We start from the raw sequence: 23204 nt of genomic DNA on the forward strand, positions 1-23204 counted from the left end.
TTATTTTTCTAAAGGATGTGTCTCCAATAATTCTTCAGGGGTGTAAAACCCTTTCTTTTCCTTTGTCATTTCCCGAACCTTCTTCACTTTGTCAGCAGTTATCACAGAAGCCTCGTTACCAAACGAATTGCGCACATAGGTCAACACGGCGGCAATCTCCTCGTCGTTCAGCATATTGCCATACGCCGTCATGGGCACTTGGCCGGGGTATTGCCCACCTTTCACCTCAATCGGACCATACAGACCGTTCAGAGCAATTTTTATCAACCGATCTTCATTGCCCGTGACCCATTGGGTCTGCGACAGGGGTGGGAAACCTGATTGCTTCAATCCTTCCCCATCCGCTTGGTGGCAGGTGATACAGAAACCGTCCCTACCGTAAATCTCTTTGCCTTTTTGAAATAGTACCAGGTCATCACCGGTCAAACCAACCGTTTCGGTCTCAATTTTTTCTTCTGCGCTCTCCCCGCCATGTGAAGTAAAGGCTAGGGCAGCCTCAAATATAGGTTTTGACCACTCATCGAGGGCATTTTTATCCACTATGCGATAAACATCCAAGGCATCTTTTTTGGAAAGCCAGGATGCCGCAACGATCGCTGCCAACCGCACCCTGCCGTGGGGGTCTTGTACGGCATTTTTCAAAAGCTTCATTGAATCATTTAGGTGATGGTCCATGTAGCGCAGTACAGTTACCGCAGCGGCCCTTACCCTGTGGTCGTTTGCTTTGAGACAATTTTTCAAGAGCTCTTCATCCACCTTATTGGTGCCCCAGGCGACCCAAAGGGCCTCCAACAGATGGTGTTCGTATTGCTTATCGTTCTTGTCGAGTTCAGCGACCCAATTTGAGAGTGCACCCATTACCTCATCCACATTTCTACCCCTTAGCTCCCTGCGGGTCCGGTAACGGGTTCGGTACTCGGGCAGTTTCAGGTTGTCCAACAACTGGGGAATAGTGGCCCCATCGATATTCGCAGGTTGCAACAAAGGCCTGGATGGATAAGTGATCCGGTATACCCTACCATGTGAATGGTCGCGAAGGGGGTCGCGCGCATTGTGCTGCATATGCCCGATCAATATGTTGTGCCAATCTATGAAGTACAGTGATCCATCGGGGGCAAACTCCATATCGACGGGCCTAAAATTTCCATCGTCTGACCAGATAAGGTCTTGGCGGTGCCTGCTTTTATAGCCTGTACCACTCTCTGTTATCTGGTGTTGCTTCATCCCCAAAAAGCCTATGGTATTGTTGATCAGCAGATCCCCCTGCACCTCGTCTGGAAAATGGCGGCTCGAGACAAACTCAAGACCACTTGTGGGGCGTACCCGGTGTGATTCTTCAATCAGGTTTTCAGATTTTGGGGAGGCCTTTCCGTATACCGGTTTGATCGTACTGGGCATTAGCCAGCGCACCGGTGGGCCCGATGTCTCGGCAAAAAAGTATTGGCCGTAGTCGTCAAAAGCGATGCCCCAAGGGTTTGGTATCGCGATCTGTGCCGTACGCTCAAGATACCTTCTTGTTGGGTTGTACCTGTAAAACCCACCGTTGGAACCCCTGACCGGGCCATAGGGTGTCTCGACATTGGTGTGCAGAAATACCCCTTCGCCCATATAAATGGCCCCCGAGGGATCGGCACAGAATGCACTTATGGTGTGATGAGTGTCGTGGTCATCAAATCCACTCAATACGATTTCGACCGCATCGGCCCTGTCATCGCCATCAGTATCGCGATAGCATTTTAGGTGCGTACCCTGAGAAACAAAAACCCCATGCTCCGTTATCTCAAAACCCACGGGCACATGCAAGCCATCGACAAAGGTGGTCTGCTTGTCTGCCTTGCCGTCGGCATCGGTGTCTTCCAGTATAATGATTTTGTCATTTGGTTTGCGGTCACCCGGTCGATAGTGTGGATAACTGGGCATGGTGGCGACCCAAAGTCTACCCTTGTTGTCAAAAGCCATCTGCACCGGATTTGCCAAATCAGGAAATTCTTTCTCTGAGGCAAAAAGTTCTACTTGGTACCCTGGTGCCGTATGGATGGCGGCCACAGCCTCTTCCCCATACAAATATCTGGCGCCTTCTTCTTGATCGCCCAGTGTATAGTTCGTTTGTACCTCGGGCAATTTATGGGTCAGCCTGTCATATTTGGCCAGGTCTCTTTTTTCACCGCGCAGTGCCTCCCAAATGGCGGCATCGCGAATGGCCGTCATTTCACGGATCTTCTTCAGTTCGTAGGGGTAATTATCGGGGCCGTAAGGCTTATATCTTCTGCCGTAGACGTGCACGCCGTTGGGTATTTTGTAATCGTTGTGCCACATCCAATTTTTCTCGTTGACAGCCTCTAGCACCAAGGCGGCGTGGGTCCGGTCAGGTCGCCGTTTTCCAAAGACTTCATCTGCCAGAAAACGGGCCAGCTTCTTATAGCCCCTGTCGTTCAATTGCACCCCGTCGATTGTCAAGGGCTCTTTTTTTTTATACCACTTTTTGCTCTCAGCAAAGGCATCTACAAAAACAACGGCATTGGCTTGGGCCACCTTGCGCATGGCACTGGCATAATGAAAAAGGCGTTCGTTTGCCTTCGAACCATTCGGCACATCAATGGAGTCTGACACGTCTTGAAAAGCCGTGGGCGACACCAAGACAAGTTGGGGTGCGCTAGATCCATTGTACCTTTGTGATCGAACATGTTTGACATAGGCATCCAGTTCTGCCGCAAAATTCGCGAGCCCCTCGGGGCCGTCAAAGGAGGAATTATAACCAAAAAAGGCCAAGATAACATCTGGCTTGAGTCTCGAGAGCCATTCATCGGGGTATTCAAAATGCCCCTGGCTATCGGTTGGATTCGACAGCTCATCTTTGTGAAAAGCCTCGGCCCCCGGAAAAGACCATGGCGTCTCCCTACCCGAATGGGGCCAAAAACCAGGGGTGTTGCCGCCGTCTGCCATATTTCGTATCCATAGGGAATCTTGGGGATGTCTCAGGTGGAGTTCGGTCTCAAAATGACCAAAATCCATCATCCTAGAGGCCATATTGCTTCCTACGATAACAATTCTGTCATGGCGCAGTAATGAAATCTTGGGTTCTTCACTACAACCATGGAGCAATACCATAAAAAGTGTAAAGAGCAGAACCCGTTTAAAAAACAAAAAACCCTTGGGGCTACCGGATATAAGGCGGTAATCGATCATATACCTCCAAGATACAATTTTAAAGCAGTTCACCACACCCTTTTGGTAAACTGGCTTTTTATCGGGCATTGACATGGGCAATCCTCAAATAAATGGTACAATACCTTACTTTTACAGCCAACAATTCTTGGACCTTTTTGTAAAGATATGTACACACCACAGACCAAGGTCGGTGAACTTACAAAACAAAAAAATTGATGGACGCCTCAAAGGATCTACTGCTCATCTTTACCCGAAACCCCGAATTGGGAAAATGCAAGACCCGCTTGGCAAAGACCGTTGGCGACCAAGCGGCCCTCGACATCTATACATTTTTGTTGGAACACACCTTGCAAATTACCAAAGGGCTGCCCGCAACCAAATATGTCTACTACTCAGAAGAGATTTGGCAAGATGATATTTGGGAAGCCGGTATCTACACCAAAAAACTGCAACAGGGCAACGACTTGGGCAACCGTATGCACAATGCTTTTGTTGAAGGCTTTGACGAAGGGTTTGAAAAAATCGTCGTTATCGGAAGCGATATGTACGATCTCTCCCAAGTAGACCTTGAACAAGCCTTTCGGGAGTTGGACACCAACGATTTTGTCATTGGCCCTGCGCATGATGGGGGCTACTACTTGCTCGGCATGAAACGTTTATATGCGCCTTTGTTCAAAAACAAGGCTTGGGGCGCAGAAAATGTGCTGCAAGACACCTTGGCCGACTTAAAAAATGAAGAAATCGTTTTGCTCGATATGCGAAATGATGTTGATTTGTATGACGATATCAAAGATATTGAGGCCTTTCAGGCTTTTCTAAAACATATGGAAGAATGACACAGAAACTGTTGGATGAATCAGTAGCCTATTTGCGGTCAAAAGGGTTCGTAGACCCCGAAATAGGCATTGTACTCGGTACTGGGCTCGGACAATTGGTCGATGAGATCGAAAACCCGGTGGAAGCCCATTACAACCATATCCCCTATTTTCCTCTGGCAACGGTCGAGTTCCACTCTGGCAAACTACTTTTCGGCACCATTGAAGGTACGCAGGTCGTGGTCATGCAGGGTCGCTTTCACCTGTATGAGGGATATGATTTTTTGGATGTAACCTACCCCATCAGGGTCATGCACCAATTGGGTATCAAGAAACTGTTCATATCCAATGCCGCAGGGGCCATCAACCTGAACTTTAAAAAAGGTGACATGATGCTCATCGAAGACCATATAAATCTTCAGGGGGGCTCGCCTTTGGCATTCAAAAACGTGACCGAATTCGGGGACCGGTTTGTGGATATGAGTGAGCCCTACGACATTGAAATGCGCAAAAAACTTGAGGAAATTGCCAAGCAAAAGGGCATTACCTTGCAAAAAGGGGTCTATGCCTCGGTCGTTGGCCCACAATTGGAGACCAAGGCCGAATATCGTATGCTGAAAATATTGGGGGCCGATGCCGTGGGCATGAGCACGGTGCCCGAGGTTATTGTGGCCAACCACCTTCGTTTGCCCATAGTGGCGGTTTCTGTGCTCACCGATGAGTGCGACCCCGACAACCTTGAACCCATCAACGTTCAAGAAATTATTGAAGTTGCAGGCAAGACCGAGCCCAAAATGGTCAAATTGTTCAAAGAACTGATCAAGCAAATATGATGAACGGTGGGCACAGGTACTTTCATAAACATTCAATGACCGTTTACTTGCGGCCAACGTAAGGTTTTGCGCATTTTGCCCACTATTGAACATACGTTTGAGCACATAGCCCATGAGCACCCCAACAATCAGTATCATCATCCCCACCCTAAATGAAGCGGCACATATTCAAGTGCTGCTCAATTGGTTGAAAGGCCATAGCACTGCCCAAAATATTGAGGAAATCATAGTTGTGGATGGCGGCAGCACTGACCAAACTATCGAACTCGCCAAGCGTTCCGGCGTTTCCACCCTCTCGGGGCCACGTGGCCGGGCGCACCAAATGAACCTCGGCGCAAAAAGCGCCAAGGGTGAAATACTCTATTTTCTACATGCAGATACTTTGCCTCCCAAAAATTTTGACACAACCATTTTAAGGGCGGTTGCCGCAGGCCACGAAGCAGGCTGCTTTCGCATGCGGTTCGACACAAAAAATCCCGTGTTGCGTTTCTTTGCCTGGTTGTCAAGAATCAACCACACCCTGTGCAGGGGCGGCGACCAATCGCTTTTTGTTACCAAACAGGTTTTCTTTGGAAACAGGGGGTTCAATGAAGACTACCTCATTTATGAGGATAGTGAATTCATCCGTAGGCTTTATAGAAACACCGACTTTAAGGTGTTGCCGAGGCAGGTGGTTACCTCGGCCAGAAAGTATCGCCAAAAAGGCTGGTTGCGGGTACAGTATCACTTTGCCATGATCCACCTCAAAAATTATCTTGGTGCAGGCCCGGAAGAGCTGTACCGCTATTACAGCAAAAACTTACTTTGAGGAAACCGTTTTTGAGGATTCATAATCCAGCATGATCCCCTCTGAAATCCATTTGGCCAAAGCCTGTCGGTTGTCAGGGTCCAAAATACGGCGTTGGTCTTTTTTGCTTCTGATATTGCCGATTTCGATATAGGCCATGGCCGGCAGCGTATTTTTTACCACGTACAGGCCGCTGCGTTCCATAAAGGTGCCATGATAGGTCCTGTTGGGTTGAAACTTCTTGTACTTTCTTAAAAATGTCTGGTGGATGCTCTCGGCCAACCGCTTGCCACTCTTGCTTTTTTCGTGGTGATAGAAAAACACATCGATATCAGTGCCCCTACTTCTACTATCGATATGGGTTACCAGCAACCGTTGGTACTTGCCCCGGTTTTTTAGGTATAAACGGTTAACGGCCTCGGTACGCTGTTTTAGGCGCGCCAATTGTTTTATGGGAATGGCCTTGTCAGGAATCACGAATTCGTCCGTATCCAATTCAAGGGCCCTATCGTCCCGTATTCCATCATTCCCGTCTTGTACGATAATATGCACCTCCGCGCCATGCGATAACAGCTCTCGGGCCAATCGAAGCGTTACATCGTATGCATACTCATCTTCGGCAATCAATGTTCCATTATACTTCTCAACTGCCCCGGGATCTGGCCCACCATGCCCCGATATCAAATAATACACCGTATCATCCAACCGGTTGCTGACCGAATCGACCTTGGCAAAGGCATTGCCAAAAAGCGGATATCGTATGCCCGTATCATTTTCTTCGGCTTCTTTTAGCGCCAAGGTATCGGGCAACAAATAGGCACGGCCCATGTACAGCGACTCATCTTCCCCCAACCTTTCAGCATTGAGCTCCACAAAGTTGTTATAAAATTTTGTGGGATTTACCCCATGCCTGCGCAGCAGGGAATAAATGCCATCGCCCTGCTTGGCCACGACGGTGGCCAGCGTATCTTGGGCCACCATAAAACAGGGAAGCCAAAAAATGAACAGGAAATATTTTAACGGGCAGGGTTTCATCGATCTTCAATTTCAATATCGGCATAATCTTGGAGCATACCATTGGCTATCCACCGGGTCAGGGCCCTTTGATCCTTTCTCACCAAATGTCTGGCGGGCGTTGTAACCGCATCTGAAAGGGAAAGCACTGTTATGGGAGGCAGCATGTTTCGTGCCAAAAATAGACTTTGGTTGTCGACAAACACACCCGGGGCATCAGACACTTTTCCCACTTTCTTGCTATATCTGCCAAAAATGGCTTTCAGGTTCTCGGCCAACCGTTCGCCCTCGTCACTGCCATCGTAATGGTAAAAAGATACATCCAGGCTTTTGCTTTCCAGCGAACCGTTGGCACGAAGAATGAGCAACCGCTGGTACTTGCCCTGGTTCTTAAGGTATCTCTTGTTCACCACATCAACATACTGCTGGGCCCTAGAAAAGGCATTGGCCGTATCATCGCTGACACTTTCATTTTTGATTACATATACCTTGGCGCCGTTCACCAACAACCTACTGGCCAAATTGGTGGCCATGGTCGTGATGAAATCATTCTGCACCTTATCTTCAACAACCAAATAATATACCGCATTCTTCAGTTCTTCGCTCTTTAAATCGAGCTTTGCCAATTCAACATCAAAAAGGGGCGTTTCGGTTCCATCGGGCAATGATACCGCCCTGCCCATGTTCTTAAACGAATCTGGTGCCATGGGAATTTTATAGGGCCAACCCTGTTTAAGCTCGCTGCCGTTTTTAATATGTCCTTCATTGAGTTCTAAAAAGGCCCCAAAATATTTCTTTGGATGGATACCCTGCTTTCTTAGGATGGAGAAAATACCATCACCGGGTTGGGCAACAACCGTTAGAACCGAGTCTTGGCCCAAGAGCATGAATGAAAAAAGAAAAAAAACAAAAAAGGCAAGGCAATGTCGCATGGGCGTTCCAAATAAATTCTATACGTTACAAAATTCTGTAAAATTTAGGGCAATGGAACGGGCGGCTGCATGAACTTTTCAAACAATTTGCCCACATTTATCAACTATTGCTTTTTGTAGAACGATCGTATCACTTCTTCGGCGGGCTTGTTCTGGGGAGTAAAACGGTTGTCGTTGGCACCACCGACCTTATTATGGTGAATAAACCATTTCCATACAAACCCCCCGGCGAACCAATCTTCGGTCCAAAATTCTTGGAATATGGCCCGTAGGGCATTGGCCTGGGCTTCAAGGTTCACTTTCATTTCATTGCGATCGACCAACCAAGGTTTATGGGCCGTATAATCCATACTACGGTAGCCAAATTCGGTAAACAATATGGGCCTACCCTTTTCGGCAGAGAAAGAGGCCAGCGGCTCCTTCCATTTTTGCCAGCCCGCTTTGAGTTCCTCTGGCATGGGGTGTTCTGTATCGGAAAGTGGAAAATAGGCATCGATGCCGATATAATCGAGTTCTTTCCAGAAAGGGGTTCTGGAATATTCGTCCCAGTTGGCAGCATACGTCAGTTTGCCCTTATAGACCTGCCGCACTTTAGCAATCAGGCTTTCCCAAAAATCAGGACGGTATTTTACAAATTCTTCCAGTTCGGTGCCGATACAGAAAATATCCGTCTTTGTCTCTTCCGCAAGTTCTGCATAGGTTATAATGAACTGTTCGTATGAATCCTCAAGTGTTCTCCAATCTTCTTCAGATTGCATCATCATGTCGCCAGTGAACTCACCACGCCAAATCCATATCTGAGGTTTGAGCATGATCTTGATCCCATTTTTCCGCAACAGCTCAATGTACTGTTTGGCGCCCGCCCTTGTTTCACCGTACCATTGACGATCCGTATTAAAGATCACGTTGGGCGATTCGAGGCTTCGAAGAAAGCCAAAAGGCATTACGGCCGCATAATTGGCGCCGACAGACACCACGGGATCAATATTTTCCTGCGACACCTTATCTCGTGAACCCACAAAGCTCACCCCATTTATTTTCTCTTGCACCTGACTGCTACAACTCAGTTGCAAGAGGCACAATAAAAAAAGCCAAAGGTTTTTCACACATCCACATTAGGCTTCTAAAATACTGTATCTTGGAAACTTAAGGCGGTTTTTAAGATTTATTTAAGTCGTTTAGACGCCAGTCATAGGAATAATGCCCAACACCTTTGTCTACCTCGATTTTCTCTTTCCTGAATCGGTTGATGAAATCGATCACTGTTTTTCCGCCCTGAACAAAATCTTCCCTATACCACTCAAAAATCTGTGAAAGCAACACTTTATCGCCCCTTATCTTGATAAACTCGGGATTGTTGAGGGCCTGTATGGTCTGGCGCTGCATCTGGGCCTCAAGCTTATTGGGCAGATAGGCCTCGTCTATCAACGGTGGGCAACCCAGTCCGGCGCATACCAAAACAAAGTGGAACCGTGCCTCTTCAGGAAACTTTCTCCGCAACAGGTCGTTTTCAATCTCGTTCAGGGTAACGTTCTTACCCGATACCTTGTGCTTTTTTTCGTCAAAGATGCCTTTGATGTCAAGCGGAGAGGATACTGGGTAATGGGCCACCACTTCATGGATGACCAGTAGGTTATAGGCGTTGATCCAAAAAGCTTGGTATACTTTTGGGTCGTCCATAGAAACGGAAAACTCTTTGGCCATATCGATAAGCCCATTCAATGTGGTGGGATTTTGTTTGATGGATTGGTAATCGACCCTTCCGTTCTTGACGTGGGTACTGAGGAAATCGTCTGCCTTTGAGAAGAATGCAGTCGTACTTTGTGGGAAGCCCAACTGATAGAACCCAAACAATAGAACCGTAACAATTTTTTTCAATATTGGCATCGACAATTCTTAATTCTTGGTGTTGGTCGCAAAAAAAGGCCGTAACCTACAGTTTAATAGGAAATATCGTCAAACCCGGTGCCCGGTGGGCCACAAAATAGCAAAACCTTACATATCCCAACAAAATTTAAACTCTTTCTAAATAAAGAGTGTGCGTTAAGTTTCTATCTTTAAATGCGACACAATTCTCAACCGATTCACAATCAATGCAAAACATAGTTATAATTGGTAATGGCATAGCTGGTGTCACCGCTGCACGTCATATCAGGAAGCTTTCTGACCATCGCATCATTATCATTTCTGCCGAGACCGATTACTTTTTTTCAAGAACGGCCTTGATGTATGTCTACATGGGCCATATGAAATTTGAGCATATACAACCCTATGAAAATTGGTTTTGGGAAAAAAACCGAATCGAATTGGTACGGGGTTATGTTACCCAGGTGGATGCCGACAACAAGCAACTCTTGGTCGATAACACCAAAAAGTTTCATTACGACAAATTGATCATCGCCACTGGCTCAAAACCGAACAAGTTTGGCTGGCCCGGACAAGATTTACATGGTGTACAAGGGCTTTATTCAAAACAAGACCTTGATTTATTGGAGGTCAATGCCCCCAATAAGAAAAAGTGTAAGCGGGCCGTCATCGTGGGGGGCGGATTGATTGGCATTGAGCTCGCTGAAATGCTACGAAGCCGTGACATTCCCGTTACTTTTTTGGTGCGTGAAAGCAGTTTTTGGAACGGTGTCTTGCCCGAAGGTGAATCACAGATGATCAATGAACATATTCGTGAGCACCACATTGACTTGCGGTTGAGCTCGAACCTAAAGGAAATCGTTTCAGACAAGAACGATCGCGTCAAAGCGGTGATCGTACAGGAAACCGGTGAAGAAATTCCCTGTGATTTTGTCGGTCTTACCGCAGGGGTTTCGCCAAATATTGATTTTTTAAAGGATTCGGGCATCGAACTCGGTCGGGGCGTGAAGGTCAATCGTTTTTTGGAAACCAACAAAGAAGATGTATATGCCATCGGTGACTGTGCCGAACAGCGTGAGGCCATCGGTAACCGACGCCCCATTGAGGCCGTTTGGTACACAGGGCGAATGATGGGCGAAACGGTGGCCCAGAGCATTTGCGGCAATCGTGTTCCGTACAATCCGGGCCATTGGTTCAACTCTGCCAAATTTTTGGACATCGAATACCAAACCTATGGCTGGGTCTTTAGCGAACGGGGCAAAAAAGAGTATGAAAAGCATTTTCATTGGCGCCATTCAAAAGAAAAAATATGCATCACTGTTGCTTTCCATAAAGAGACACAACAATTTTTGGGTATCAATACCTTCGGAATACGCATGCGCCACGAAATTTTTGACCGTTGGCTGACCGAGGAACGTGATGCGGATTTCGTGATAGAGCATCTGATCGATGCCAACTTCGACCCTGAGTTTTATAGAAATCACGAGCAAGAAATCATTTCAAAGTACAATTCAGATTTTGGGAAATCTATAAAAATCAAAAAGAAAAACATCAAGAGAATATTTCAATTCAACTGATTGGATGGTTTAGTGTTCATAGTTTTTAAGACGATATAATGGCAACTGTAGATAAATTCGAAGATTTAGAAGTTTTGCAATTGGCTAGAGTGGTTTGTCAGCAGGTAGAGAAGCTTTTTCAAAACACCTAACTTGCTGGAAATTTTTCACTTCGTGACCAAATGGAAAGAAGTTCAGGTTCAATAATGGATAACATTGCTGAAGGGTTTGACAGGGATGGAAATAGTGAGTTCCATAACTTTTTAAGCTATTCTAAAGGTTCGTGTTCTGAATTGAAGTCCCAAACCTATCGGGCTTTTGACAAAGGATTGATTTCAGTGGAAGTGTTAGAGCAGATTCAATCAAGAATAGAAATAACAACAAACAAAATAGGAGCTTTCATGTTCTATTTGAGAAAATCTAACTTCAGAGGTCAAAAATTCAAATGGACACCGAACAACAATAAACCATGAACTAAAAACAACTATGTACTACGAACAACATAGCAAAAACATGTCCCTCACGGGTGAACCGCCCAAAGCCTTGAACAGGGGCCAAAAGTTGGCAACGGCAGTGGGCACGGCCGGATTGGGCATTTTGACCCTTTCGCTTTTCAACCTAAATTTTCCGAACAGGCCAATGTTGTTAACGGTTTCACTGATGGCGATTACCCTTGGGGTCGTTTGGTTTGCCAAGGCCCAATATGGCAACAAGCACAAAGGCATCAAAAACGACGGGGTGATGTTCAAGTCGATTTCAAGCCGTGGGCTTGGGGGGTGGGTTTCGGGCATCGCCTTGACCGGGTTTTATATCGTTTTATACTTCTTCCCAGAATATTTGGGGTTGGTGCAAGACGGTGACAACAAGGGCATCATCGCCTTATTCGACCCTTTGAGCAAAGCACTTAGTGGCAACCCAGCCAGCCAGTGGTTTGTGTATGGCGCCCTGTACACCGTGGCGATATTGGCCTTTGGCATCAAGTTCATCTGGAAATACCGTCACAATACCTATGAGATCATACGTACCGTGAGCGTCATGTTCTTTCAGACGGCCTTCGCGTTTCTCATTCCAGAATTTATGGCAAGGCTAAACGGTAAACTTCCTTATTACGATTTAAAGAATATCTGGCCGCTCAACTATTACAATTTTGAACGCTATCGCGTCAACAGTTTTATCGATGCAGGCGACATTGGTCTGGCCATGTTGATCTTTGGCATACTGTCAATTTTTGTGATTACCCCAATATTGACCTATTTCTATGGAAAGCGCTGGTACTGCTCTTGGGTCTGTGGCTGTGGCGGCTTGGCCGAGACTGCCGGGGACCCCTTTCGGCACTTAAGCGACAAGACCCTGTCGGCATGGAAGGTTGAGCGCTGGGTAGTACACAGTGTGGTGGTATTTGTGACCCTCATGACCATTGCCGTGGTACATTCATACTTGGGCAACGATACCAGTAAATATTGGCTGACCAAAAACACGTTCTTGATAGCATCGGCCACTTTGTTGACCTTCGTATTCGCATGGGTCATGATTTTCAAAAGGAAACAACTGCAGAAAGATGCCCAATATGGGGCCATTGGCTATTTTATGATCATTGTGGTGCTGTTGGGCCTCCACTTTTTTGGCGGCGACAACAACTTATTTCTGTTCAAGGCTGAAAGCCTTCGAAAATGGTATGCCTTTTTGATCGGGGCCGTTTTCAGCGGAGTGATCGGAGTCGGGTTCTATCCTATTTTCGGCAGCCGTGTTTGGTGCCGGTTTGGCTGCCCCATGGCGGCCATTCTAGGGTTTCAGCAACGCTTGTTTTCAAGGTTCAGGATCACCACCAATGGTGGGCAGTGCATCTCATGTGGCAATTGCTCGACCTACTGTGAAATGGGCATCGATGTTCGGGCCTACGCTCAAAAAGGCGAAAATATCGTGCGCTCAAGTTGTGTGGGGTGCGGCATCTGTTCGGCCGTATGCCCAAGAGGTGTTCTAAAGCTCGAAAACGGCCCATTGAAGGGGCGTATCGACAGCAATGAGGTATTGCTTGGAAACGATGTTGATTTAATGAATTTGGTGAACAAAAAATAAGCGACTTTTGCACCAAAATCCCTCCATGGCAGATATCAAGGTCATAATCCCCGCCTTCAACGAAGGTGATTCAATAACCAAGGTAATAGAGGAAGTTCCTGATTTTGTGTCGGAAATTATAGTGGTCAACAACAATTCAACCGACGATACCTTTGAAAAGGCCAAGAAAGCAGGAGCCACTGTTTTGACCGAAACCCGCAAAGGATACGGCCATGCATGTCTTTGTGGCCTGCATTACATCGATAAACGATCCAAAACACCCGATATCGTCGTATTTATCGACGGAGACTATTCAGACTATCCCGAGGATATGGAAAAAGTGGTGGCCCCGATTTTGAACGAGAACATTGATTTTGTGGTCGGGGCACGCAAAAAAGAGCTCAGAGAACCCGGGGCGATGACCCCACAACAGGTTTTCGGCAATTGGTTGGCCACTTTTTTGATGCGATTGTTCTTTGCTGCAAAATACACCGACCTGGGGCCCTTTAGGGCCATCAAGTACAAAAAGCTCAAAGAACTGCAGATGGAGGACAAAACGTACGGTTGGACTGTGGAAATGCAGTTGAAGGCCTTGCGTAAAAAACTGACATACAAAGAGGTACCCGTACGCTATAAAAAAAGAATTGGCGTTTCTAAGGTATCTGGTACCGTAAAAGGTACTATATTTGCAGGCGTAAAAATTTTGGGTTGGATTTTTAAATACAGTATAAGATAATCATGGCACTCACTTTAACTTACATCATTATTGCTATTTACAGCATCGCGTTGATGTTGATTTTCTTCTACAGTTTGGCCCAGCTCAACTTGCTCATCAATTATCTTAGCTACAAAAAGCGCAACGACGAGGCCCCGAAATTCAACCTTATGGATCCAAGGGAAATACCCTATGTGACCATTCAATTGCCCATTTATAATGAGGAATATGTGGTAGAGCGATTGCTCGATAACATTTCAAAAATAGAATACCCAAAAAGCAAACTGGAGATTCAGGTGCTCGATGACTCTACCGATGATTCAGTTTTGGAGACGGCAAAGAAAATTGAAGAACTTCAAAAACAAGGGCTCGACATAAAGCACATTCGCCGCGAAAACCGTCAAGGTTTCAAGGCCGGTGCTTTAAAAGAAGGGCTTGCCATCGCAAAAGGCGACTTTATTGCCATTTTCGATGCCGATTTCATGCCAGAGAGCGATTGGCTCAAAAAGACCGTGCCTTATTTCAAGGATGAGGAAATCGGGGTGGTTCAGACCCGTTGGGGGCATATCAACCGTGATTATTCCACCCTTACAAAAATCCAGGCCTTTGCCTTGGATGCCCATTTTACATTGGAACAGGTCGGAAGAAACTCAAAGGGCCACTTCATCAACTTCAACGGTACCGCCGGTATTTGGCGTAAACAATGTATCATCGATGCAGGTAACTGGGAAGGTGACACCCTCACCGAAGACCTCGATTTGAGCTATCGTGCCCAGTTGAAGGACTGGAAATTTAAATACCTGGAGGATGTAGAGACCCCCGCTGAGCTGCCCGTGGTCATGAGTGCCGCCCGCTCTCAGCAATTCCGATGGAACAAAGGAGGTGCCGAAAATTTCAGGAAGACGGTCTGGAGCGTTATTACCGCTAAAAATCTTGATTTCAAGACAAAGTTTCATGGGGTAATGCACCTTTTGAACAGTTCAATGTTCTTGTGTGTGTTCTTGGTGTCTGTACTGAGCATCCCCATGCTGTATATAAAGAACTCCTATGGCCACCTTGCTTGGGTTTTTGAGGTTACCAGTTTCTTTATCGTCAGTACCATTATTCTGTTTTTCTGCTACTGGTTTACCTACAAGAGTATGCAGGGAGGTGGTTTTGACAAGTTTGTAGACTATATAAAGCTGTTCTTCACGTTTTTCTCTGTGGCTCTGGGACTGTCGTTGCACAATTCAATCGCCGTACTGGAAGGCCACTTGGGCAAGCGAAGTGAATTTGTCAGAACCCCGAAATTTAACATCAACAGCCTCAGCGACACATGGAAGGGCAACAAATACATTACCAACAAACTCTCACCGAACATGTTGGTAGAGTTCGGGCTTATGCTTTACTTCCTTTTTGGAATGTACAGTGCCGTACCATTGAATGATTTTGGTCTTTTTCCCTTCCATCTGATGTTGTTCTTGGGCTTCGGTTTTGTATTCTTCAAATCGTTGACGGCCAAGGCGTAACATATGCTTTCTTATTGGAAACTACACAGAATACCCATCCTGCTAGCGCTGGGAAGTGTGTTGTTTTATTGGGTCTTTGCCTACAACCTAGTACGTGAGGACAGTATAAAATTGTTCTCTCTTTTCGGTGCACTTTTCTTTTTCTATTTCAAATTGATCCAGTTTGAAAAATGGAACCTGAGGTTTATGGTTGTCTGCGGTGTACTCTTCAGATTGGTGTTTCTTTTGGCCGAGCCCAATCTTTCGCAAGATTTCTATCGGTTCATATGGGATGGTGAACTGATCAATAACGGAATCAATCCGTACCTACATACTCCTGACGAGCTGATTCAGAATTCGGCATTCAAAATTCAGCATTCAGAATTGTTGCATCAAGGCATGGGTGCATTGAGTGCAAGTCATTTCAGCAACTATCCGCCCTTGAACCAATTGTTCTTTGCCATATCCACTTTTTTGGGCGGTGGGAGTGTTTTAGGCTCCATTATAGCCATGCGGCTGAGTATTATAATTACCGATATCGGCATTTTCTATTTTGCCAGAAAACTGCTCAGAAAACTGAATATGTCGACCCATTTGGCTTTTTGGTATTTTTTGAACCCCTTGGTCATCATCGAGTTGACGGGCAACCTTCATTTTGAGGGGGTCATGATTTTCTTTTTTGTCTGGGCCATGTACCTGTTGTCAATCAACAAATGGTGGCTTGCCGCGCCCATTTATGCGATGGCCATCATGCTGAAATTGGTGCCCTTGCTATTTCTACCCTTTTTCCTCCCTTTCTTGGGATTCAAAAAGAGTATACTTTTTTATATCCTTACAGGAATTGCCTGTGGCGTTTTTCTCTTACCGTTTTATTCCCCCGTTTTTATAGATAACTATGGTGACACAATAAAGCTGTGGTTTTCGAACTTTGAGTTCAATGCAGGCATCTACAATGCGGTCAAGCATAGTGCCGTGAACCATTATGGAGCCAAGCCTTGGGAATTGATAAAAGATTACGGAAGCCTTGTGCCACTTTTGGTGGTATTGGCGGTTCTGTTGCTGACCATCTTCAACAATAACAACAAACTTGAAGGCGTATTGAAATCAATGTTATCGGTTCTGGTACTGTATTATTTTCTGTCGACAACGGTACACCCCTGGTACATTATCTTTCCGCTGTTTTTGACGATTTTCACCGATTACCGTTTTGCGGTGGTCTGGTCGGCCATGATAATTTTGAGTTATTTCGCCTATTCAAATCCCGTCTTTGAAGAGAACCTTTGGCTCATCTTCGTTGAATATTTTGTGGTTTTTGGCTTCTTTATCTACGAAATCTTTAAAATTGAAAACCTGAAACGGCTATTTCAACAAAAATCGGAAGTCAAATAGGTCAGTTCTGCATAATTTGTACATTTACCCCATAATGAACGAACAGCAAGACATACTTTCTTTGATGGGCACCTTCGCCCCAGTACGCCAGTTCGCTCCACGCCGTCGCCCGTAAGGGTGTGCTATATCTTTTGGGAATAGGTGAGTCCATTCCCGTAAACTCCAAAAAATCTTTTTCAATCCAATAAAAACATCAGCAATGGATATTGTTGTTGCCAACGAGTCACATTTTAAATACGCCCAAATAATCAGCGATACCATTTCAGAATCGGCCAAGGTTCGGGGTACAGGTATTGCCCAACGATCGCCCGAATACATCATTAAACGGTTACAGAACGGCAATGCCGTCATCGCCTTGGACGGTGACAAATTTGCCGGGTTCTGTTACATCGAGGTATGGGGGAACAAAGATTTTGTAGCAAATTCTGGCCTGATCGTGCACCCCGACTACCGGGGCCAAGGATTGGCCAAAAAAATAAAAAAACGAATTTTTGAGCTTTCAAGGGAAAAATTCCCGGAGGCAAAAATATTTGGCATCACCACTGGCCTGGCGGTCATGAAGATGAACTATGAACTGGGGTACAAACCTGTTACCTTTTCAGAATTGACCGATGACCCCGATTTTTGGAAAGGATGCCAGACCTGCAAAAATTTTGACATCCTTACCCGAACCGATCAAAAGATGTGCCTTTGTACCGGTATGCTGTATGACCCAATGGCAAAGAACAGCCATCCCCAAGCGGAAAAAATAAACAGAAAAACTTTTCAGCGATTGAAAAGCATCAAGGAAAGTCTTTTCCTAAAAAAGAAAAAGGTCTCCCCTGACCCTTCCAAAGGAAGGAAATTACCCAAAGGGTGATATTTGGATTATTACCTTGAGGGAACTTTAGGGATGTCAAAAATATTAAAAACAATAAAGGGCTCTCCCTTTGGAAAAAGGGAGATGTCCGACAAATGAGGACAGAGGGATTGAAACAAACAGATTCCCGTTTTCACGGGAATGACAAAATGAAATGATTATGAAAAAACTGGTTTTAGCTTACAGCGGCGGACTCGACACCTCATACTGTGCCAAATACCTTTCGAAAGAGAAAGGGTTTGAGGTGCATGCCGTAAGTGTCAACACAGGCGGATTTTCAAAGGAAGAAATCAAAAGCATCGAAGAAAAGGCGTTGGCCTTGGGGGCTGCAAGCTACACTTCCATTGACGCGGTGCAACGTTTCTATGATAAGGTGGTAAAATACCTCATCTTCGGCAATGTGTTACGTAACAATACCTACCCCCTTTCGGTCAGTGCCGAAAGAATCATACAGGCGGTAGAGATCGTGAACCACGCCAAAAAAATTGGTGCCAGCCATATTGCCCATGGCAGTACGGGTGCAGGCAACGACCAAGTACGGTTTGACATGATCTTTCAGATATTGGCGCCCGAAATTGAAATAATTACCCCCATTCGTGACCACAAACTGGCCAGGGAAGAAGAAATTGCCTACTTACAACAAAACGGCGTCGATTATTCATGGGAAAAGGCCAAATACTCTATCAACAAAGGGCTATGGGGCACCTCCGTTGGGGGCGATGAGACATTGACCTCACATTTGCCCCTACCCGAGTCAGCATATCCCAGACAATTGGAGGCCAAACTGCCCAAAGAGGTCAGGCTCACCTTTGAAAAGGGTGAGTTGGTGGCTTTGGATGGTAATGCTAATTCACCCGTGAACAATATCGAAAAATTGAACGATATCGCCTCAAAATATGCCATTGGCCGGGATATTCATGTGGGCGATACCATTATCGGCATCAAGGGTAGGGTCGGTTTTGAAGCGGCCGCTCCGCTTATCATTATCAAGGCGCATCATTTGTTGGAAAAACACACCTTGAGCAAATGGCAGCAATACCAAAAAGAGCAATTGGGCAACTTCTACGGAATGTTGTTGCACGAAGGCAATTATTTGGATGCTGTGATGCGAAACATCGAAACATTTCTAGAAGACACCCAAAAGAATGTCAGTGGCGATGTCTTCGTGACCCTACATCCCTATCGTTTTGAACTGAACGGCGTAACCTCTGAACATGATTTGATGAACGCTTCCTTCGGAAGCTATGGCGAAATGAACAAGGGTTGGACAGCTGACGATGCCAAAGGCTTTATCAAGATTTTGAGCAATCCAGGGAAGATTTCTAATTACGTTTATCAGAAAGAACAATAATATCATATCAAACTGTCATGCTGAGCGCAGTCGAAGTACAGTCGAAGCCAAAGCGAGATATCTAGATTTCTCACTGTCTTGGCAGATTCGAAATGACAAAAACAAAAACGAATGATCAAAGTAGGCATTATTGGCGGTTCAGGCTACACAGGAGGCGAGTTGATACGGCTTTTGCTGAACCACCCAAAAGTGGAAATCGATTTTGTGTACAGCACCACCAAAGCTGGCAAACCGATTTCTTCTGCACATGGCGATTTATTGGGGCAGACCGATTTACAGTTTTCAGGGGAAGTCAATCCAGGGGTTGACGTGGTATTTCTGTGTTTGGGGCATGGTAATTCTGCACAGTTTCTAAAAGACAATGATTTTTCAGAAATTACCAAAATCATCGACCTCAGCAATGATTTTAGGCTACAAAAGGATGCTGGGTTCGGAGGGCGAAAATTTGTATACGGACTTCCTGAGCTGAACAAAGAGAAAATCACCAATGCGAATGCCATTGCCAATCCGGGTTGTTTTGCCACCGCCATTGAACTGGCCCTATTACCTCTGGCAAAGGCCGGATTGCTCCAAAACGAAGTACATATCAATGCCATAACAGGTAGTACCGGTGCGGGCATCAAACCCTCTGAAACAGGCCATTTCAGCTGGCGAAACAACAATGTGAGTTGGTACAAACCCTTTACCCACCAGCACTTGGGCGAGATTGGTGAAAGCTTGGCCTCCTTTAAAAATGAAGTCGGACAACTATACTTTCTTCCCAATCGGGGAAACTTTGCCCGTGGCATTTTTGCAACGGCCTATACCAAGTTTGGGGGAAGCCAGGCAGAAGCCTTTGAACTTTACAACGATTTTTATGCAGATGCCTTGTTTACCCATATTTCGGAAATGCCCATCCATTTAAAACAAGTGGTCAATACCAATAACTGTCACATCCATATACACAAACATGACAATGTACTATTAATCACTTCGGCCACAGACAACTTGTTGAAGGGAGCATCGGGACAGGCGGTACAGAACATGAACCTGATGTTCGGGTTTGAAGAACGAGAAGGGTTGAAATTAAAAGGAAGTATTTATTAACCATTAGGTCGAGCTGTCACATCGATCGGAGGCGAGATGCGAGACCTGTTTAATTAGATTCCTGCTTTCGCAGGAATGACAAAAAAAAAGAAACATGAAACTAGCAATTATAGGAGCGGGAAATCTCGGGCTGGCCATCGCCAAGGGCATTTTGCACACCAACGGGGCCACCACCATGTACCTCACCAAGCGCAACGTAGCCGAAATCAAGGATTTTGAGAAATACGGTAACGTAACGGTAACCACTGATAATGCCGAGGCGGTCAAAAATTCTGACATTTTAATTTTTGCCGTGCAGCCAGGCCACTTTGAAGCCATTCTATATGATGTCAAAGACCTATTGACCGAAAAACACGTGGTCATCAGTACCATCACGGGCTTCAGCATCGAAAAGATGGAGTCCATTATCGGCGCAGACAAGTACATCATACGAAGCATGCCCAACACGGCCATCTCCGTGGGCAAGTCGATGACCTGTCTGTGCAGCAACGACTTGGGCAAAAAGCGCATCGATTTGGCCAAGGCCATTTTTAACCGTATGGGGCCCTCCATGGAAATTCCAGAAACGCAAATGCAGGCGGCCACCGTTATCTGCGCCAGTGGCATTGCCTTTTGGATGCGCCTGATCCGCGCAACCACCCAAGGCGCCATTCAATTGGGCTTTGATGCAAAAGAAGCGCAAGAATTGGCCATGCATACCTGTAACGGGGCAGCCAGCCTGCTGATTGAATCAGGCAGCCACCCAGAAGAAGAAATTGATAGGGTAACAACACCTAAAGGCTGTACCATTGAAGGTTTGAACGAAATGGAGCACCAAGGGTTGAGCTCTTCATTGATACGGGGCATTGTGGCATCGTTTCAAAAGATTAGTGAAATACGAAAAGGCTAAGGCCTCCCCTGGCCCCTCCCCTTCCTGTATCGTGCGAAGTCACGGTAAAATAAGGGGAGGTGGATTCCGCTGTCATACTGAGCACAGTCGAAGTAAAAGCGGAAGACAGAGGGGTCTGAAAAATTAATAGATTCCCGGCCCTATCTGCCAACAGGCAGGTTCGCGGGAATGACAAAATGTAAAAATGAAACTATTCGACGTATATCCGCTCTATGAGGTGACCCTGGTTTCCGCCAAGGGCATTGAGGTCATTGATGACAAGGGCAACATCTATTTGGATTTCTATGGAGGCCATGCCGTGATTTCCATCGGGCATTCACATCCACATTATGTAAAACGGCTGAAAGACCAACTGGATAAAATAGCTTTTTACAGCAACTCGGTTCAAAATCCGCTGCAAAGGGAACTTGCCCAGAAGTTGGGCGAGCAATCGGGGTGTGAAGACTATGCGTTCTTTATGTGCAATTCTGGGGCCGAAGCGAACGAAAATGCATTGAAAATGGCTTCCTTCCATACGGGAAAGGCCAAGGTCATCGCCTTCAAGAACAGTTTTCACGGCCGTACTTCAGCAGCCGTGGCTGCCACAGATAATCCTAAAATCAATGCCCCGATCAATCAACAACAAAAAGTGGATTTTTTGCCTTTGAACAATTTCGAAGCTTTTGAAAAAACCATCGCCAAAGGCGACCATTGCGCCGTAATCTTGGAAGCCATCCAAGGGGTAGGCGGTTTGGATGAACCCACCACGGAATTCTACCAATTCATTGCCGAAAAGTGCAAGAAAAATGGGATTGTTTTAATTGCTGACGAGGTACAGTCTGGCTTTGGAAGAAGCGGCAAATTCTTCGCCTTTCAGCATCATGGGGTGACACCAGACATCATCTCAACCGCCAAAGGCATGGGCAATGGGTTTCCAGTTGGCGGAGTGCTTATACATGAAAAATTCAAAGCTTCCTACGGATTGTTGGGCACCACTTTCGGCGGCAACCATTTGGCCTGTGCCGCCACTTTGGCCGTGCTGGAAGTGTTGCAAAACGAAAATCTAATTGAAAATGCCACTGCGCTCGGAACCTATTACAAAGAGAAAGCCCAAGAAATTCAACAAGTGAAACAGGTAAAAGGCCGGGGACTGATGTTGGGATTGGAGTTTGAACACGAGGTCAGCGAGCTCCGAAAAAAACTGATTTATAACCAGCATATGTTCACAGGTGGCTCGGCCAATAAAAATTTGTTGCGGTTTTTACCGGCATTGAACATAACAAAAGAACATATCGATATATTTTTTGAAAGATTGAAAAAAGAATTACTAACAACATAGTGTCATTTCGAACGTATGTGAGAAATCTCAAGATCAATAAATAGATTTCTCCTCACTTCGTTCTGTCGAAATGACTGAAAAAATATGAAACACTATCTATCCATACACGACATCGGCGACCTGCAAACTACGGTCAACGAAGCCATTGCATTGAAAAAGAATCCGTATCAATTTGAACAATTGGGCCATCAAAAAACCATTTGCCTGTTGTTTTTCAACAATAGCCTGCGCACCCGTTTGAGCACACAAAAGGCGGCCATGAACTTAGGTATGGAGGTCATGGTCATGAATTTTGGAAGTGAAGGTTGGCAATTGGAGTTTTCAGACGGTGCAGTAATGGATGGTGGCAAGGCCGAGCATATCAAGGAAGCCGCCCAAGTGGTGTCACAGTACTGTGACATTGTGGCCATACGTGCCTTTGCAGGGCTTTTGGACAAAAAAAAGGACGAGGCTGAAGAAGTGCTGAACGGATTCAAAAAATATGCTTCAATTCCCGTGGTGAACATGGAAAGCTCAGTGGCCCATCCGCTGCAGGCCTTGGCCGATACCATTACCATTGAAGAGCATAGAATAATTGAACGGCCCAAAGTGGTGCTGTCATGGGCACCCCATCCCAAACCCCTGCCGCATGCAGTGCCAAATTCATTTGTGAACATGATGAGATTGCAAGAGGCCGAGTTCGTCATCACGCATCCGAAAGGGTACGAACTGAACCCTGAAGTAACAAAAGGCTGTAAAATTGTGCACAACCAACGCCAAGCCCTGGAAAATGCGAACTTTGTCTATGTCAAAAACTGGAGCAGCTATTCGGAGTACGGAAAAGTGCTGCACACAGATAAAAACTGGATGATGACGCAAGAAAAACTGGGCGATGCAAAATTCATGCACTGCCTACCCGTACGACGAAACGTGGTGGTCGAAGATGCCGTGTTGGACAGTCTGCAAAGCCTTGTCATCGAACAGGCCAATAACAGAACCTATGCTGCGCAAGTGGTTTTGAAAAGGATATTGGAGAATATAAAATAAAAATGTCAGGTCGAGCGCAGTCGAGACCTAAATAAAGGGATTCCCGCCGAAGTCCATC

At 45.9% G+C, this 23204-nt stretch carries 19 protein-coding genes and 1 pseudogene; 15 read left to right on the forward strand and 5 right to left on the reverse strand.

All coding sequences use genetic code 11. From position 1 onward, the window contains the following. Entirely contained in the window at nt 1-3219 is a 3219-nt protein-coding gene (locus VC82_RS04950) for a PVC-type heme-binding CxxCH protein (protein ID WP_245615983.1), read from the reverse strand. A gap of 164 nt (nt 3220-3383) precedes the next feature. Between VC82_RS04950 and VC82_RS04955 the strand changes: the two genes are divergently transcribed. From VC82_RS04955 to VC82_RS04965, 3 genes are all read left to right on the forward strand, one after another. Then, a complete protein-coding gene (locus tag VC82_RS04955; protein ID WP_045801379.1) occupies nt 3384-4004 on the forward strand; it encodes a TIGR04282 family arsenosugar biosynthesis glycosyltransferase in 621 nt (206 codons plus the stop codon). Then, a complete protein-coding gene (locus VC82_RS04960; RefSeq protein ID WP_045801380.1) occupies nt 4001-4816 on the forward strand; it encodes a purine-nucleoside phosphorylase in 816 nt (271 codons plus the stop codon). Before VC82_RS04955 ends, VC82_RS04960 begins: the two co-directional genes overlap by 4 nt. A 112-nt stretch (nt 4817-4928) precedes the next feature. Next, nucleotides 4929-5624: a TIGR04283 family arsenosugar biosynthesis glycosyltransferase gene (locus VC82_RS04965; RefSeq protein WP_045801381.1), complete on the forward strand. Its 696-nt coding sequence runs from the start codon at nt 4929-4931 to the stop codon at nt 5622-5624. Here VC82_RS04965 and VC82_RS04970 read toward each other — a convergent pair. The 4 genes from VC82_RS04970 to VC82_RS04985 form a co-directional block, all read right to left on the reverse strand. Continuing rightward, nucleotides 5616-6638 carry an N-acetylmuramoyl-L-alanine amidase family protein gene (locus tag VC82_RS04970; protein WP_045801382.1) on the reverse strand — a complete coding sequence of 341 codons (1023 nt, stop codon included), beginning with the start codon at nt 6636-6638 and terminating at the stop codon, nt 5616-5618. The two genes, VC82_RS04965 and VC82_RS04970, sit on opposite strands and share 9 nt — an antisense overlap. Beyond that, nucleotides 6635-7549 carry a hypothetical protein gene (locus tag VC82_RS15220; protein ID WP_052698917.1) on the reverse strand — a complete coding sequence of 305 codons (915 nt, stop codon included), beginning with the start codon at nt 7547-7549 and terminating at the stop codon, nt 6635-6637. Before VC82_RS15220 ends, VC82_RS04970 begins: the two co-directional genes overlap by 4 nt. A 104-nt stretch (nt 7550-7653) precedes the next feature. Continuing rightward, the gene (locus VC82_RS04980) at nt 7654-8655 is read right to left on the reverse strand and encodes a glycoside hydrolase family 113 (RefSeq protein WP_045801383.1); all 1002 of its coding nucleotides are present in this window, start codon (nt 8653-8655) and stop codon (nt 7654-7656) included. 52 nt (nt 8656-8707) lie between these two features. Beyond that, complete coding sequence (locus VC82_RS04985; RefSeq protein ID WP_157517991.1) at nt 8708-9436, reverse strand: DUF547 domain-containing protein; 729 nt, start codon at nt 9434-9436, stop codon at nt 8708-8710. Nucleotides 9437-9642: 206 nt separating this feature from the next. Here VC82_RS04985 and VC82_RS04990 point away from each other — a divergent pair, with 206 nt between their 5' ends. The 12 genes and pseudogenes from VC82_RS04990 to VC82_RS05045 all read left to right on the forward strand — a co-directional run bounded on the left by VC82_RS04990 (nt 9643) and on the right by VC82_RS05045 (nt 23146). After that, entirely contained in the window at nt 9643-10992 is a 1350-nt protein-coding gene (locus VC82_RS04990; RefSeq protein ID WP_045801384.1) for an NAD(P)/FAD-dependent oxidoreductase, read from the forward strand. Between the two features lie 152 nt (nt 10993-11144). Then, a pseudogene (locus tag VC82_RS04995) lies at nt 11145-11444 on the forward strand (four helix bundle protein); the annotation flags it as partial. Between the two features lie 13 nt (nt 11445-11457). Beyond that, nucleotides 11458-13047 (forward strand): 4Fe-4S binding protein, encoded by a 1590-nt coding sequence (locus VC82_RS05000; RefSeq protein WP_245615987.1) that lies wholly within the window; start codon nt 11458-11460, stop codon nt 13045-13047. Nucleotides 13048-13072: 25 nt separating this feature from the next. Next, nucleotides 13073-13762 (forward strand): glycosyltransferase family 2 protein, encoded by a 690-nt coding sequence (locus VC82_RS05005; RefSeq protein WP_045801386.1) that lies wholly within the window; start codon nt 13073-13075, stop codon nt 13760-13762. A gap of 2 nt (nt 13763-13764) precedes the next feature. After that, nucleotides 13765-15249 (forward strand): cellulose synthase family protein, encoded by a 1485-nt coding sequence (locus tag VC82_RS05010; RefSeq protein ID WP_045801387.1) that lies wholly within the window; start codon nt 13765-13767, stop codon nt 15247-15249. 3 nt (nt 15250-15252) lie between these two features. After that, nucleotides 15253-16617 (forward strand): MptA/MptB family glycosyltransferase, encoded by a 1365-nt coding sequence (locus tag VC82_RS05015; RefSeq protein ID WP_045801388.1) that lies wholly within the window; start codon nt 15253-15255, stop codon nt 16615-16617. A gap of 199 nt (nt 16618-16816) precedes the next feature. Beyond that, nucleotides 16817-17476, forward strand: a complete 660-nt coding sequence (locus tag VC82_RS05020; protein WP_045801389.1) for a GNAT family N-acetyltransferase — start codon at nt 16817-16819, stop codon at nt 17474-17476. Nucleotides 17477-17636: 160 nt separating this feature from the next. Beyond that, complete coding sequence (gene argG / locus VC82_RS05025; RefSeq protein ID WP_045801390.1) at nt 17637-18827, forward strand: argininosuccinate synthase; 1191 nt, start codon at nt 17637-17639, stop codon at nt 18825-18827. A 111-nt stretch (nt 18828-18938) separates the two neighbouring features. Beyond that, nucleotides 18939-19913, forward strand: a complete 975-nt coding sequence (argC, locus tag VC82_RS05030; protein WP_045801391.1) for an N-acetyl-gamma-glutamyl-phosphate reductase — start codon at nt 18939-18941, stop codon at nt 19911-19913. A 94-nt stretch (nt 19914-20007) separates the two neighbouring features. Continuing rightward, nucleotides 20008-20802, forward strand: coding sequence for a pyrroline-5-carboxylate reductase (gene proC, locus VC82_RS05035; protein ID WP_045801392.1), 795 nt, complete (start codon nt 20008-20010; stop codon nt 20800-20802). A 184-nt stretch (nt 20803-20986) separates the two neighbouring features. Then, complete coding sequence (locus tag VC82_RS05040) at nt 20987-22120, forward strand: aspartate aminotransferase family protein (RefSeq protein ID WP_045801393.1); 1134 nt, start codon at nt 20987-20989, stop codon at nt 22118-22120. 84 nt (nt 22121-22204) lie between these two features. Continuing rightward, a complete protein-coding gene (locus VC82_RS05045; protein ID WP_045801394.1) occupies nt 22205-23146 on the forward strand; it encodes a Rossmann-fold NAD(P)-binding domain-containing protein in 942 nt (313 codons plus the stop codon). Nucleotides 23147-23204: the final 58 nt, after the last annotated feature.

Source organism: Flagellimonas lutaonensis (assembly GCF_000963865.1).
Classification (GTDB): Bacteria; Bacteroidota; Bacteroidia; order Flavobacteriales; family Flavobacteriaceae; genus Flagellimonas_A; species Flagellimonas_A lutaonensis.

What these genes read in the sequence shown, in the direction of transcription:
- VC82_RS05000 (WP_245615987.1), top strand. Translation starts at nt 11,458, where the DNA reads ATGTACTACGAACAACATAGCAAAAACATGTCCCTCACGGGTGAACCG.
- VC82_RS05020 (WP_045801389.1), top strand. Translation starts at nt 16,817, where the DNA reads ATGGATATTGTTGTTGCCAACGAGTCACATTTTAAATACGCCCAAATA.
- argC (WP_045801391.1), top strand. Translation starts at nt 18,939, where the DNA reads ATGATCAAAGTAGGCATTATTGGCGGTTCAGGCTACACAGGAGGCGAG.
- VC82_RS04990 (WP_045801384.1), top strand. Translation starts at nt 9,643, where the DNA reads ATGCAAAACATAGTTATAATTGGTAATGGCATAGCTGGTGTCACCGCT.
- VC82_RS04970 (WP_045801382.1), bottom strand. Translation starts at nt 6,638, where the DNA reads ATGAAACCCTGCCCGTTAAAATATTTCCTGTTCATTTTTTGGCTTCCC.
- VC82_RS05040 (WP_045801393.1), top strand. Translation starts at nt 20,987, where the DNA reads ATGAAACTATTCGACGTATATCCGCTCTATGAGGTGACCCTGGTTTCC.
- VC82_RS04985 (WP_157517991.1), bottom strand. Translation starts at nt 9,436, where the DNA reads ATGCCAATATTGAAAAAAATTGTTACGGTTCTATTGTTTGGGTTCTAT.
- VC82_RS15220 (WP_052698917.1), bottom strand. Translation starts at nt 7,549, where the DNA reads ATGCGACATTGCCTTGCCTTTTTTGTTTTTTTTCTTTTTTCATTCATG.
- VC82_RS05045 (WP_045801394.1), top strand. Translation starts at nt 22,205, where the DNA reads ATGAAACACTATCTATCCATACACGACATCGGCGACCTGCAAACTACG.
- VC82_RS05010 (WP_045801387.1), top strand. Translation starts at nt 13,765, where the DNA reads ATGGCACTCACTTTAACTTACATCATTATTGCTATTTACAGCATCGCG.
- proC (WP_045801392.1), top strand. Translation starts at nt 20,008, where the DNA reads ATGAAACTAGCAATTATAGGAGCGGGAAATCTCGGGCTGGCCATCGCC.
- VC82_RS05005 (WP_045801386.1), top strand. Translation starts at nt 13,073, where the DNA reads ATGGCAGATATCAAGGTCATAATCCCCGCCTTCAACGAAGGTGATTCA.
- argG (WP_045801390.1), top strand. Translation starts at nt 17,637, where the DNA reads ATGAAAAAACTGGTTTTAGCTTACAGCGGCGGACTCGACACCTCATAC.
- VC82_RS05015 (WP_045801388.1), top strand. Translation starts at nt 15,253, where the DNA reads ATGCTTTCTTATTGGAAACTACACAGAATACCCATCCTGCTAGCGCTG.
- VC82_RS04965 (WP_045801381.1), top strand. Translation starts at nt 4,929, where the DNA reads ATGAGCACCCCAACAATCAGTATCATCATCCCCACCCTAAATGAAGCG.
- VC82_RS04960 (WP_045801380.1), top strand. Translation starts at nt 4,001, where the DNA reads ATGACACAGAAACTGTTGGATGAATCAGTAGCCTATTTGCGGTCAAAA.
- VC82_RS04955 (WP_045801379.1), top strand. Translation starts at nt 3,384, where the DNA reads ATGGACGCCTCAAAGGATCTACTGCTCATCTTTACCCGAAACCCCGAA.